This is a genomic window from Aetokthonos hydrillicola CCALA 1050 (genome assembly GCF_017591665.1).
Lineage (GTDB): Bacteria > Cyanobacteriota > Cyanobacteriia > Cyanobacteriales > Nostocaceae > Aetokthonos > Aetokthonos hydrillicola.
This window is the reverse complement of record NZ_JAAKGC010000021.1, coordinates 1-15587: the sequence shown is the minus strand read 5'-3', so window position 1 is coordinate 15587 and position 15587 is coordinate 1. Positions and strand designations below refer to the sequence as shown.

Annotated in this window: 4 protein-coding genes and 1 pseudogene; all 5 read left to right on the top strand. The window is 38.6% G+C overall.

What is annotated here, in order from left to right:
- The first annotated feature begins 166 nt into the window (after window positions 1-166).
- A complete protein-coding gene (locus G4P69_RS12975) occupies window positions 167-1366 on the top strand; it encodes a glycoside hydrolase family 10 protein (protein WP_243902498.1) in 1200 nt (399 codons plus the stop codon).
- Window positions 1367-1537: 171 nt separating this feature from the next.
- Window positions 1538-3328 carry an RluA family pseudouridine synthase gene (locus G4P69_RS12970; protein WP_208343342.1) on the top strand — a complete coding sequence of 597 codons (1791 nt, stop codon included), beginning with the start codon at window positions 1538-1540 and terminating at the stop codon, window positions 3326-3328.
- A 327-nt stretch (window positions 3329-3655) separates the two neighbouring features.
- Window positions 3656-5737 carry an ATP-binding protein gene (locus G4P69_RS12965; RefSeq protein ID WP_208343348.1) on the top strand — a complete coding sequence of 694 codons (2082 nt, stop codon included), beginning with the start codon at window positions 3656-3658 and terminating at the stop codon, window positions 5735-5737.
- Window positions 5738-5943: 206 nt separating this feature from the next.
- Window positions 5944-11409, top strand: coding sequence for a trifunctional serine/threonine-protein kinase/ATP-binding protein/sensor histidine kinase (locus G4P69_RS12960; RefSeq protein WP_208343349.1), 5466 nt, complete (start codon window positions 5944-5946; stop codon window positions 11407-11409).
- 132 nt (window positions 11410-11541) lie between these two features.
- Window positions 11542-15442: pseudogene (locus G4P69_RS12955) on the top strand (sensor histidine kinase); the annotation flags it as partial.
- Between the last annotated feature and the right edge of the window lie 145 nt (window positions 15443-15587).

The following is a 15587-nucleotide window of genomic DNA, read 5'->3' as shown; positions in this document are numbered from 1 at the left end:
GTCATTTATCGTAACTGTGCTAAGTCTGCATCAGTCATAATTTCGTGTGCTGCTACCGAGTCACTATTTTTTTAATAAAATTACCGTAAAAAGAAACATGCAATGTAGATTTTATTACCAAAATATGCGATTGTGCTCTTGGATAGCTCATGCATCATTTAAGTCTATGAAATCACTTCTCATTCTTAAAAATTGGCAGCGATCGCTGAAGTTTATTTTCCCACTCCTTGCTCTCATATCGTTCACCACAGTGCTATTACTAGATAATCTCAACCCTGTGATCGCGCAGTTGCCGCGTCAGGATATTCGCGGGGTCTGGATGACCACTAATGACTTTAATACACTTAGAGATCGCAGCAAAGTGCAGGATGCGGTGACTAAATTGAAAGGTATGAATTTCAACACAATCTATCCTGTGGTATGGAATTCTGGGTATGTGATGTATCCTAGCGCAGTAGCACAACGTGCAGGTATTCAACCGTTTGTCTTGCAAGGCTCAGATAAACATGATATAATTGCTGACTTGATTAACCAAGCTCATCGTCAAAACTTGCTTGTGATTCCCTGGTTTGAGTTTGGCTTCATGACTCCCGCAACATCGGAACTAGCATTGAAGCATCCAGATTGGCTTACGCAACAGCGTGACGGTAGTCAAACATCGGAGAGTGCTGCTGGAGAAGTTGCGTGGCTCAATCCTTTCCATCCACAGGTACAACAATTTATCACAAACCTTGTGACCGAAATCGTTACCCAATATGATGTTGATGGCATTCAATTCGATGATCACATGAGTTTACCTCGGGAATTTGGCTACGACAAATACACAATTTCGCAGTACACCCGGGAAACCAAAAACAAGCCTCCAGGTAATCCTCAAGAGCCAGCATGGATGAGGTGGCGGGCAGATAAAATCACCACATTTATGGTAAAACTTAATCAAGCTGTGAAAGCAAGAAAACCAGGTGCTATTTTCTCGGTTTCTCCGAACTACTATGACTTTGCTTACAAGTTCCACTTGCAAGACTGGCAGACTTGGATTGATCTGAATATTGTAGACGAGCTAATTGTGCAAGTTTATCGTCCAGATCTGCCAAGTTTTGTTGCAAATATTTCCCGTCCAGAAATTCAAGAAGCACAACAGGTTATACCAACCGGAATTGGTATTATGGCAGGATTGCGAAATAGCCCTATTCCAATTCAACAAATTAAATACCAGGTACAAGCAGCGCAACAGCGTGGTTTAGGTGTAACGTTCTTCTATTACGAAAGCTTGTGGAATTATGCTCCAGAACCTATCGCAGTGCGCCAAGCTGAATTTCAAAACTTTTTTCAAAGAAATACCACGCTTCGGATTGGCACTCAATAGGCGATCGCCTCTAGTACTGCCCTTCGGGGCGATCATTCCACACCCAAATTCGTGTTATAATCGCAAAACCATACTAAGCTCAAAAAATATAGTGTGGACATTTTAAGAAAAACCTTAAACCCTTTAATAACTAGATTGCATAGAACAGCCTAAATTATAATCATTCTTGATATGGTTGTTTTGCACAAACTTTCAGATTTTATAGACTGCAAATCTATAGCTACCAATTTATCTCCGAGCTATTACTATGAAGGGCGGTGTCCTCAAACTGGTGAATTATTGAGGTTACCGCGTACCCCAATATCAGAAGCGATCGCCATCGGCTTAATGCAATATCTTGCTAGGGATGACCTTTATGCCTGCGAGGGTAAAATGTATGGAGTATTGCTGGTTGAACTCCCTACTGGCGAACAAAGAGTACTAAAAGCTTTCTCTGGATTGCTTAACGGTTCCAGTGTAGTTGAGGGTTGGGTGCCGCCTATTCCAGGGCGAAACCAAGTTGCTCTAGAGGAAACTCGCACATTAACGTTGTTGGAAGCTATAAAACAGGAGCTTATTACCCTTAAGCAACTCCCAGAACGACAGCAGTACCAAACGCTATCTCAGGATTTTGAACAGCGTCTACAAGTGCTGAGCGATCGCCACCGCCGATCCAAACAACAACGACAAGAAAAACGTCAACTATGTTATGAAACGCTGATAGAGGAAGCACTCACTGCTGCACTTGAACAACTTGATGAAGAAAGTCGTCGGGATGGAATTGAGCGACGACAACTGAAACGTATGCGGGAGGAAGCATTGCAGCCACTTAAGCAGCTGATTTCAGTAGCAGATGCACGGATTAGCGAACTGAAAAAGCAGCGCAAAGAACTATCTTCCCAACTCCAAGCTCAGATGTATGCTGCTTACTCCCTGACAAATTTTTCAGGACAATCAATATCATTGCAGCAGTTAATGTTAGAACGCTTTTTGCCTACTGGTACAGGAGATTGTTGTGCTCCAAAGCTGCTTCACTATGCAGCAACGCATCATTTAAAACCATTGGCGATGGCAGAGTTTTGGTGGGGACAATCCTCGACTAATGGCGATAAAATTCAGGGAGAATTTTATGGAGCTTGTATAGAACGCTGTCAGCCGTTGATGGGGTTTTTGCTGTCAGGCTCAAATCTACATTTGGACAAAACGCTAACGAAGAAGAATTCAGGAGTCAGGAGCCAGAATTCAGAATTGAATTCTGTGCGAGTGGTAGAAGAACCGTCGTTTAAAGTTACCAATTTCGATTATAGAGACAAAGAAGGCTATTCTGACTCCTGTATTCTGACTTCTGACTTCTTTTCATCCATTATTTATGAAGACGAATGGTTAGTTGTGGTGAACAAACCCCCAGGGCTACTCTCTGTTCCAGGGCGTTATCGCGATCGCCAAGACAGCGTTCTTTATCGTTTGCGTCATTTATTACCTAACGGTAAATCCCTTACTCCTGTGCATAGGTTAGATCAAGAAACATCTGGTATTCTTGTACTGGCTCGCGACATGCAAACCTATCGCCAAGTTAGTGAGCAGTTTCAGCAACGCTTGGTTCGTAAAGTTTATGAAGCGGTGCTTTCTGGTTCAATAATACCTGAACAAGGTGTAATTTCTCTGCCATTATGGGGAGATCCTCAAAACCGCCCTATCCAACAAGTGAATTGGCAATACGGAAAACCCAGCATCACGCGCTTTAAAGTGATAGCAACAGAAGAAAACAAGACTCGGGTTGAGTTTATACCGCTAACAGGGCGTACCCATCAACTGAGAGTTCATGCTGCTGATTCAAGAGGGCTTGGTGTACCTATTTTAGGCGATCGCCTTTATGGATGTATTGCTGTTGCTGATCGCTTACATCTACATGCACGAGAACTTTTCTTTGAGCATCCACAGTTAAGGGAAACTCTTCATCTACAAGTTACAACACCATTTTGAACCCTTAAATGTTGAGTCTGTCTGTGATGTTTTAAACATTTAAAAATAAAGCAATTAACAATTTAGTATGCAAGAGGGATCAGGAATATACAGCTGTTTGCAGATAAATGATCAACACCATTTGTAGGGAGTCGAACGGCGTTTTGCTCCCAAAACTATTTCTAGTAGCATCGAATTAGATCAACTGATTGCCAATCTCACTCCTATTATCCTTGAGAATTCTGGGGAGCAAAATTGAAATATAAACAAAAATGTAAAAAACTTGATATTCCGCGCCCAGTTTGGGAAAACTAAATCCAGAAAAGCTTAGGATTGAGTGGCAGGATAATGACAAGAGTGAGTATTGCGGGATATCAACTCAGTGAAGAACTCTACTCTGGTTCTAGAACCCTAGTTTATCGTGGAGTTAGACAGACTGGTTTATTACCTGTAGTCATTAAACTACTGAAAAATCCTTATCCTAGTTTCAGTGAACTGGTTCAGTTTCGCAACCAGTACGCGATCGCCAAAAATCTTCACTCACCGCTAATCATCCAAACCTATAGCCTGGAAGCATACCAAAATGGTTATGCCTTAGTAATGGAAGATTTCGGGGGAATTTCTTTGAAGGATTATTTCGTCTCCCAAGAAACATCACACACAAACTCTCTACAAGAATTTTTCGCAATAGGGCTGGCTTTATGCAATGCCTTAGAAATGGCGAAGTTTTACCTAAATTGGGGTAAAGACAAAGTTGCTGCAGGCTACATGCAAGAAGCTTACTATTGTTATGCCCGTTGGGGAGCACTAGCCAAAACTGATCAGTTAGAAAAACTCTATCCCCAACTGCTCCAGCCTATCCTACAACAGCAACAAATCAACCTTAAACCCCTAGAAACTATTCCCTTTTGTGGGACTTATTCATCTAACCACACTTCTACTACTGCTAACACTAGCATTTCCGATGTTTTGGATTTTACCTCTCTCCTCCAAGCTGCTCAAACTATCTCCAGTAGCATCGAATTAGATCAACTGATAGTCAACCTGACTCGTATTATCCTTGAAAATTCTGGCGGGAAAAAATCTGTACTAATTCTTTCCCAAGCAGAAGACAGTACTGTTCCAGGAAAGCAAGTGTGTGCTGATACTTTGCGAGTCAGAGCAATTACGTTGCTTAAAGATGAGGAAATACAAACTATCCTGACTCCACAATCATTAGAAGACTGTCAAGATATTCCCATCAAAATTATCAATTATGTCAAAAATACCCAACAAACAGTAATTATTGACAATTGTAAAACAGATATTCCTGGGGTGATTGATAAATATATATTAGAGCATCGACCCCAGAGTATATTATGTACCCCGATTATTAATCAAGGAGCTTTGATAGGAATCCTCTACCTAGAAAATAGGTTAGTTCAAGGAGCTTTTACTACTAATCGCCTGAGTGTGGTTCAGCTTTTGTCTTCTCAAGCGGCAATTTCTCTACAAAATGCTCGACTTTATCAACAAGCAAAACAAGCATTACATGATTTACAGCAAGCGCAATTACAAATCGTGCAAAGTGAGAAAATGTCGGCTTTAGGTAATTTAGTTGCGGGGGTAGCCCATGAAATGAATAACCCTTTGGGTTTTATTTCCAGCAGCCTTGAACAAACTAAACCAATTATTACGGATATCTTTGAACATTTGAAGCTGTATCAAACAATTCTACCAAGTACAATTGATGAAATTATTGAACACGCCGAAGAAATTGACTTAGCTTATAGCTTAGAAGATTTGCCAAAGATGATTGATGCTATGAGGATGGCGTGCGATAGCGAAGCGCTGCTGCTAAGAGCAGATCGCCTGAAAAATATCAGTACGAGTCTGCGCAATTTCTCTCGTAATGACAAGGATTACAAAGTGCCATTTAACATCCACTCCGGTATTGATAGCACAATTCTCATTCTTAAACATCGCCTTAAAGCTAACGAACAACGTCCTGCAATTGAAGTGAATACAAACTATGGTAATTTACCTGAAATCCTCTGTTTTCCTGGGCAATTAAATCAAGTCTTTATGAATATCCTAGCCAATGCTATTGATGCACTAGAAGAATCGAATATTGGACGTACTCTGGAAGAGATTAAAGCTAATCCTAACAAAATTACCATCACAACTTTATTCAACAATAACCAAGTTCAAATTGCAATCGCTGATAATGGAATTGGGATGAATGAACAAGTCAAACAAAAAATCTTTGACCATTTATTCACTACTAAACCGGTAGGGAAAGGAACAGGTTTAGGGCTGGCGATCGGCGCTTCGCCGCAGCGCTTCGCTATCGCTCGACAAATTATTGTCGAGAAACACAATGGAACTCTGACAGTGAATTCTACCCTTGGCAAAGGTACTGAATTTGTGATTGCTTTACCATTTGAGTAGTATTTACAGTTGCTTCCTTAGTAGAATAGCAGTCTTAAATCATACGTAAAAAAATCTCCTGCTTATTGCCTTCCTTCAGACTAAATTCACAACTCAAATAGGATTGTTATATTACTAAATATAAATAAAAGTGTAAAAAACTTGATATTGTACGCGCGGTTTGGGAAAACTAAATCCAGAAATGCTTAGGATTTGGTGGGAAAAAGATGAAACCATTGAGTATTAGCGGATATCAACTCAGCGAAGAAATCTACTCTGGTTCTAGAACTTTGGTTTATCGAGGGGTTAGGGAGACTGACTCATTACCTGTAGTCATTAAACTCCTGAAAAATTCTTATCCTAGTTTCAATGAATTGATGCAATTTCGCAATCAGTACGCTATTGCAAAACATCTTCACTCACCGCTAATTATCCAAACCTATAGCCTGGAAGCATACCAAAATGGTTACGCATTGGTAATGGAAGATTTTGGTGGGATCTCTTTGAAAGATTACTTTACCACATTAAAAACATCACAGACAAACACTCTGCAAGAATTTTTGCTCATAGCGATCGCTTTATGTAACGGCTTAGAAATACTTTACCGCAATCAGATTATTCATAAAGATATTAAACCCAGCAATATTTTAATTAACCCCCAAACAAAGCAAGTTAAATTAATTGACTTTAGTATTGCATCTCTACTCCCACGAGAAACACAAACACTGATGAGCCCAAATGTATTACAAGGCACATTGGCATATATTTCTCCAGAACAGACAGGGAGAATGAATCGCGGAATTGATTACCGCACTGACTTCTATTCATTGGGTGTAACTTTTTATGAGTTGCTTACAGGTAAGTTACCCTTTCAATCAAATGATCTTCTAGAGTTAGTACATTGCCATCTCGCAAAAGGGGTGCCCTTAGTACATGAAATCAATCCAAGAATCCCACCTGTACTCTCAGACATTATCGAAAAATTGATGGCAAAAAATGCAGAAGATCGGTATCAAAGTGCATTAGGATTAAAATTTGATTTAGAAAATTGTAGGACTCAGTTAAACGCAACTGGTAGAATAGACAGGTTTGAAATTGCACAAGGAGATGTGTGCGATCGCTTTCTCATCCCTGAGAAACTGTACGGAAGAGAAACCGAAGTTAAAACTCTACTACAAGCATTTGAAAGAGTTAGCAATGGTAGTACCGAAATGATGCTTGTTGCTGGTTTTTCTGGGATTGGAAAAACAGCAGTTGTTAACGAAGTTCATAAACCGATAGTAAAGCAACGCGGTTATTTTATCAAAGGTAAATTCGACCAATTTCAAAGAAATGTTCCCTTGAGCGGATTCGTGCAAGCATTTCGAGATTTGATGGGGCAATTGCTAACAGAAAATGACTCGCAAATCCAAGAATGGAAAAGCAAGATATTACAAGCTGTTGGCGAGAATGGACAAGTCATTATTGAAGTTATCCCAGAATTAGAAAAAATTATTGGTCAACAGTTATCAGCACAAAAATTATTTGGAACTGAGGCACAAAATAGATTTAATTTATTATTTCAAAAATTCACGCAAGTCTTTACGAGTGCAAAACATCCATTAGTGATATTTTTAGATGATTTGCAATGGGCTGATTCAGCATCACTGAATTTGATACAGTTATTCATGGCTAATACAGGTCATCTTTTATTAATCGGTGCTTATCGTGATAACGAAGTCACTCCAGCGCATCCATTAATTTTGACCTTAAACGAAATTCGAAAAAAGCAAGCAACGATTAATACAATTACTTTAAAGCCACTAAATCACGTACAATTAAATCAATTAGTTGCTGATACTTTAAAATGCACAGAGAATTTAGCTTGGACTCTTTCTGAACTTGTATATCAAAAAACTGAAGGAAATCCATTTTTTGCGACACAGTTTCTCAAAGCATTATACCAAGATGAACTGATCCAATTTAACTTTGAGTTAGGATGTTGGGAATGTGATATTACAGAAGTAACGCAGCAAGCAGTTACAAATGATGTTGTGGCTTTTATGGCATTTCAATTGCAAAGATTGCCAGAAAAAAGTCAAAATATATTACAGTTAGCTGCTTGTATAGGCAATCAGTTTGATTTAGCAACTTTAGCTATTGTTTCAAAAAACACAGAGTTAGAAACAGCAACTTGTTTATGGCAAGCCTTACAAGAAGGGTTAATTTTGCCCATTGATGATGTTTATAAATTTTATGTTGGACAAGCAATTCAACCAGCTAAGGAAAAAATTTCTCAGAGTATCACATACAAGTTTTTACATGATCGCGTCCAACAAGCTGCATATTCTCTGATTCCAGATGAGCAAAAGAAAATAACACATTATCGCATTGGGCAACAGTTACTTAAAAATACAACTGATAGTGAAAAAGAAAAGCGGATTTTTGAAATTGTTAATCAAATCAATGTTGCTGTTGAATTAGTCGAACAAGCACAAGAACGAGAGGAATTAGCTGCGTTAAATTTAATAGCTGGGCGTAAAGCTAAAAATTCAACAGCGTATAGTGCTGCGGTTAAATACTTTGCTGTTGGGCGCAATCTCTTAGCAAGCGATCGCTGGGAAAGTCAGTATAACCTAGCGCTGGAGTTGTATGTAGAAGCAACGGAAGCCGCCTATCTCAATACTGATATCATCGAGATGGAACGCCTTGCAGAAACAGTACTGCAACATGCAAAAACACCATTGGATACAGTCAAAGTATACGCACTGCGAACTAGGGCTTATACATCACAGGGGGAGTTACTCAAAGCCATTAGTACTGGATTGACGATATTAAAGGAATTTGAAATAGATCTCCCTGCCTCACCTTCACTAGAAGATGTTGCACGGGTGCGACAAGAAACACAAACTCTTCTAAGTGGCAGGAAACCGGCTGATTTACTAAATCTGCCAGAAATGACGAATCCGCAAATCTTAGCGGTGATGCACATTCTCCAAGAAATAGGTATACCTACTTATTTGACACAACCAAATCTCAATTCATTGATAATCATGGTGCTGATGAATTTGTCAATGAATCATGGAAACATATCTATTTCTGCATTAGGCTACTCTACCTATGGATTATTTCTTGGTGCTGTTGCTGGTGATATTGAGCAAGGTTATGAATTTGGTGAATTGGCGCTGAATTTATTATCTAAATTTAAAGACAAAAAAATTGAATCCAGAATATTGTTTATAACTTCTGTTTTTATTGTTCATTGGAAGGTTCATGCGAGAGAAACTTTAAAGCTATTGCAAAATGCCTACTCTACTGGTTGGGAAACCGGAAGTTTAATGGAATTGAGCTACGCAGCCTATGGTTACGGATATCACGCATATTTTATAGGTTATGAGTTACCTAAGCTAGAGCAAGAAATCACAGCATATAGCAAAGTACTGGAAAAACTTCATCAACAAACCCAGTTCAACTACAATGAAGTATATCGACAGATAGTTTTGAACTTGCTTGATCAAACAGCCTGTCCATATATCTTGTTTGGTGAACCAGACAAAGAACAGGAATTTTTAGCAAGATTTCAGCAGACAAATGACAAAACAGGATTATGGCATTTCTTTGTGAACAAGCTAATCCTATGTTATTGGTTTCAAGAATTTGAGCTAGCTCTTGAGTTTATCGAACGAGCAAAACATTATTCCTCTTGCGGAAAAGGAATGTTTAATATTGCTGCGTTCAACTTTTATGCTTCTTTAACTTGGTTAGCTGTTTTGCCTAAATATCCTAAATCTGAGCAAGAAAATATCCTGCGACAAGTTACAGCTAATCAGAAAAACTTGCAGGAATGGACAAGTCATAACCCGTACAATCATCTACATAAATTTTATCTAGTAGAGGCAGAACGTTCTCGAGTTCTAGGGCAATATTTAGAAGCTATGAAAAATTATGACTTGGCAATTTTTCTGGCTAAAGAAAACGGTTACATCCAAGAAGAAGGATTGAGCAACGAGCTCTGTGCTAAATTCTATCTTGATTGGGGTAAAGAAAAAATTGCCCAAACATATATGCAAGAAGCCTATTACTGCTACGCTCGTTGGGGAGCTAAAGCCAAAATTGATGCGCTACTAAAACACTACCCTCAACTGTTGCAACATATCTTGCAACAACAACAAATTAATCTTAACCCCTTAGAAACTATTGCGTTTGATCAGACTCTCTTATCTACTCGTACTTCTAGCAATAGTAGCAGCAGTATTGCCGATCTTCTAGATTTTACAAGCGTACTCAAAGCCTCTCAAGCTATTTCCAGTTCCTTACAAATAGATCAACTTATCACTAGTCTCACTCATATTATCCTTGAAAACTCTGGTGCCAAAAAATCTATACTGATTCTTCCTCAAGCCCAGCAGACGGCGGATCCGTTCAGGGAAATCTCCGATCATACTTGGGAAGTAAAGGCAATAACCTTGCTTAAAAATGAGGAAATGGAGACTATCCTGACTCCACAATCTTTAGAAGATTGTCAAGATATTCCTACTCAAATTATCAACTATGTCAAAAATACTCAAAAAACAGTAGTTATCGACAATTGTAAAACGGATATTCCCGGGGTGATTGACAAATATATGTTGGAACATCAACCCCAGAGCGTATTATGTGCCCCGATTATTAATCAAAGAAATTTGGTAGGTATTATTTACTTAGAAAATCAACTAACCGCCGGAGTTTTCACAAGTGCTCGCCTCAGCGTGATTCATCTCCTTTCTTCCCAAGCAGCAATATCTCTGGAAAATGCTCGCCTTTACCAAGAATCTCAAGACAAAGCACAGCAGCTATATCAAAAAACAACCCAACTTGAACAAACTCTTCAACATCTCCAGCAAACTCAACTTCAGTTAGTTCAAAGTGAGAAAATGTCCGCTTTAGGTAATTTAGTTGCAGGGGTAGCCCATGAAATGAATAACCCTTTGGGTTTTATTTCTGCCAGCATTGTACAAGCTAAACCGATACTCGCAGATATTTTTGAACATTTGAAGCTCTATCAAACAACTCTACAGTCGCCAAGCGATGAAATTATTGAACACGCTGAAGAAATCGACTTGGATTATAGCCTAGAAGATTTGCCAAAGATGATTGATTCGATGAGGGTGGCGTGCGATCGCCTAACAAATATCAGTAATAGTCTGCGCACTTTCTCCCGTGATGACAAAGATCACAAAGTGCCATTTAATATCCACTCGGGAATTGATAGCACAATTCTCATTCTCAAACATCGCCTTAAAGCTAATGAACAACGCCCTACAATTGAAGTGAATACAAACTACGGTGATTTGCCTGAAATAGAATGTTTTTCTGGGCAATTAAATCAAGTCTTTATGAATATCCTAGCAAATGCTATTGATGCATTAGAAGAATCGAATATTGGACGTAGTCTTGAAGAAATTAAAGCTAATCCTAACAAAATTACCATCACCACTTCAGTCATGGATAACCAAGTTAAAATTGCGATCGCTGATAACGGAATTGGGATGAATGAACAAGTCAAACAAAAAATATTTGACCATTTATTCACTACTAAACTGGTAGGGAAAGGAACAGGTTTAGGGCTGGCGATCGCAAGGCAGATTGTTGTGGAAAAACACCATGGAACTATGACAGTGAATTCTACCCTTGGTAAAGGTACTGAATTTGTGATTTCTTTACCATTTCAGTAGTCTTTCTAATTGAACGAAGCAATTGGTTCCCCAAGTGGTAGTGCTAAGTATAAACAAAAATGTACAAAGCTTGATATTGTACGCGCAGTTTGGGAAAACTAAATCAACAAATGTTTAAGGTTGAGTGATAGGATGATACCCCAAGTAAGTATTGCCGGATATCACCTCAGCGAAGAACTCTACTCTGGTTCTAGAACTTTAGTTTATCGCGGGGTTAGACAAACTGACTCATTACCTGTAGTAATTAAACTTCTGAAAAATCCTTATCCTAGTTTCAGCGAACTGGTGCAATTTCGCAATCAGTATACTATTGCCAAAAATCTTCACTCACCGCTAATTATCCAAACCTATAGCCTGGAACCCTACCAGAATGGTTACGCATTGGTAATGGAAGATTTCGGGGGCATTTCTTTGAAGGATTATTTCTCCTGTCCAAAAACATTACACGCAAACTCTCTACAAGAATTTTTCTTGATAGGGCTGGCTCTATGCAACGCTTTAGAAACACTCTACCGTAATCAGATTATTCACAAAGATATTAAACCCAGCAATATTTTAATTAACCCCCAAACAAAGCAAGTTAAATTAATTGACTTTAGTATTGCGTCTTTACTCCCACGAGAAACACAAACACTCACCATTAGAAATGTATCACATGATACATTAAAATACATCTCCCCAGAACAGACAGGGAGAATGAATCGTGGAATTGATTACCGAACTGACTTCTATTCGCTAGGTGTAACTTTCTATGAGTTACTTACAGGGAAGTTACCCTTTGAGTCAAGCGATGCAATGGAGTTACTACATTGTCATATTGCGAAAGCAGCGCCCTTAGTACATGAAATCAACCCACAAATCCCGTCTGTACTCTCAGAGATTGTTAACAAATTGATGGCGAAAAATGCAGAAGACCGCTATCAAAGCGTATTAGGATTAAAATTTGATTTAGAAAATTGTAGGACTCAGCTAAACGAAACGGGTAGAATAGAGCGGTTTGAGATTGCGAGAAGGGACGCGTGCTTAGACGCAGAGCGGTTTGTCATCAGCCATCGCTTCATCATCCCCGAAAAACTGTATGGAAGAGAAACCGAAGTAGAAACCCTACTACAAGCATTTGAAAGAGTCAGCAAGGGTGCTACTGAAATGATGCTTGTCGCTGGTTTTTCTGGTGTGGGAAAAACAGCAGTTGTCAACGAAGTGCATAAACCAATAGTAAGGCAACGGGGTTATTTTATTAAAGGCAAATTTGACCAATTTCAAAAGAATGTTCCCCTGAGTGGATTCGTGCAAGCATTTCGAGATTTAATTGGGCAATTACTTACAGAAAATGATGCACAAATCCAGGAGTGGAAAAGCCAAATCTTAGAAGCTGTTGGGAGAAATGGACAGGTTATTATTAACGTTATCCCAGAGTTAGAGAGAATTATTGGTGAACAGCCACCAGCACCACAACTATCAGGAATCTCTGCCCAAAATAGATTTAATTTATTATTTCAAAAATTTACGCAAGTCTTTACAAGTGCAAAACATCCATTAGTAATGTTTTTAGATGATTTGCAGTGGGCTGATTCAGCATCATTGAAGTTGATACAGTTATTTATGGCTGAGACAGGGCATCTTTTGTTAATTGGTGCCTATCGTGATAACGAAGTCACCCCAGCACATCCATTAATGTTGACTTTAAGTGAAATTCAAAAAACGCAAGCAACGATTAATACAATTACTGTAAACCCACTAAGTCAAGTGCAATTAAATCAATTAGTTGCTGATACACTTAAATGTAGAGAAGATATAGCATGGTCTCTTTCTCAATTGGTATTTCAAAAAACCCAAGGAAATCCATTTTTTGCTACACAGTTTCTTAAAGCATTACATCAAGATGAATTGCTTCAATTCAACTATAGGTTAGGTTGGTGGGAATGTGCTATTACAGAATTGACTCAGCAAGCAATTAAAAATGATGTTGTGTCTTTTATGGCATTTCAATTACAAAGATTGCCAGTATTAACTCAAAATATATTACAGTTAGCTGCTTGTATTGGCAATCAGTTTGATTTAGCAACTTTGTCCATTATTTCTGAAAAAGCAGAAGCTGAAGCGGCAGATTGTTTGTGGAAAGCTTTACAAGAAGGGTTAATTTTTCCTATTGATGATGTTTATAAATTTTATGTTGGACAAGAAATTCAACCAGCTAAGGAAGAAATTTCTCAGAGTATCACATACAAGTTTTTACATGATCGCGTTCAACAAGCTGCATATTCTTTGATTCCAGATGAGCAAAAGAAAATAACTCATTATCAAATTGGTCAACAGTTACTTAAAAACACAAATGATAGTGAACGAGAAGAACGAATTTTTGAAATTGTTAATCAAATCAATGTTGCTGTAGAACTCGTTGAACAACTAAAAGAACGAGAAGAATTAGCTGCGTTAAATTTAATAGCTGGGCGTAAAGCTAAAAATGCAACTGCGTATAATGCGGCAGTTAAATACTTTGCTGTTGGGCGCAATCTATTAGCAAGAGATTGCTGGGAAAGTCAGTATAATCTGGCGCTGGAGTTGTATGCAGAAGCAACGGAAGCCGCCTATCTCAATACTGATAACATTGAGATGGAAAGTCTTGCAGAAACAGTATTGCAACACGCAAAAACACCATTGGATACCGTCAAAGTGTATGGAGTGAGAATTAATGCGTACACTTCACAAGGACATTTACTGGAAGCTATCAACGCTGGATTGACGATATTAAAGCAATTTGAAATAAATCTCCCTGCATCACCTTCTTTAGAAGATATTGCACGGGTGGGGCAAGAAACACAAACTTTTCTAGGTAGCAAGAAACCTGCTGATTTACTACATCTGCCAGAAATGACGAACCCCCAAATTTTGGCAGTCATGGAGATTCTTCAAGAAATAGCTATCCCTGCTTATTTCGCAAAACCACATCTCTATTCATTAATAACGATGATGGAAATCAATTTATCAATAAATTATGGAAATGGTCCTATTTCTGCATTAGGATACTCTTGCTATGGATTATTTCTTTGTGGTGTTGCTGGTGATATTGAGCAGGGTTATGAATTTAGTCAATTGGCTTTAAATTTATTAAATAAATTCAAAGATAAAAAGATTGAATCTAGAGTATTAGTTGTTATCTCCACTTTAGTTAATTCAAAGTGAGAAAATGTCTGCTTTAGGTAATTTAGTTTCAGGGGTAGCCCATGAAATGAACAACCCTTTGGGCTTTATTTCTGCCACTCTTGAACAAACCAAGCCCATCATCACAGAGATTCTTGAACACTTGAAACTATATCAAAAAATTCTACCAAATCTAAGTAATGAAATTATTAACCATGCCAAAGAGATTGACTTAGATTATAGCTTAGAAGATTTACCCGAAATGATTGATTCGATGAGGGTGGCGTGCGATAGCGAAGCGCTGCTGCTAAGAGCAGATCGCCTAACAAATATCAGCGATAGTCTCCGCACCTTCTCTCGTGATGACAAAGATCACAAAGTACCATTTAACATCCACTCCGGTATTGATAGCACAATTCTCATTCTCAAACATCGTTTGAAAGCTAATGAAGAACGCCCAGAAATACAAGTCAATACAAACTACGGTGATTTACCTGAAATAGAATGCTTTCCAGGGCAGTTAAATCAAGTCTTTATGAATATCCTGGCAAATGCTATTGATGCATTAGAAGAATCAAATATTGGACGTAGTTTTAAAGAGCTTGAAGCAAAGCCTAACAAAATTACCATCACCACTTCAGTCATGGATAACCAAGTTCAAGTTGCGATCGCTGACAATGGAATTGGGATGACAGAATCTGTCCAACAAAAAATATTTGACCATTTATTCACTACTAAACCCGTAGGAAAAGGAACAGGTTTAGGGCTGGCGATCGGCGCTTCGCCGCAGCGCTTCGCTATCGCGCGACAAATTATCACCGAAAAACACAACGGAACTCTCACCGTAAATTCTACCCTTGGTCAAGGAAGCGAGTTTATCATCACGTTACCATCTGTAGGTTGGGTAGATTCATATCTTGCACCAATAAAATGATAAATATAAATGCTACCGCGACGATACTGATTGTGTGACTGCATTTAAATCAGCCAGGGATTATAAATCCCTGTCTAAGAGCTAAATTCCTCTATAAGAGGAA

Bases quoted from the DNA above. Each gene is read 5' to 3' on its own strand.
- G4P69_RS12975 (WP_243902498.1), top strand. From the start codon at position 167: ATGAAATCACTTCTCATTCTTAAAAATTGGCAGCGATCGCTGAAGTTT.
- G4P69_RS12960 (WP_208343349.1), top strand. From the start codon at position 5,944: ATGAAACCATTGAGTATTAGCGGATATCAACTCAGCGAAGAAATCTAC.
- G4P69_RS12965 (WP_208343348.1), top strand. From the start codon at position 3,656: ATGACAAGAGTGAGTATTGCGGGATATCAACTCAGTGAAGAACTCTAC.
- G4P69_RS12970 (WP_208343342.1), top strand. From the start codon at position 1,538: ATGGTTGTTTTGCACAAACTTTCAGATTTTATAGACTGCAAATCTATA.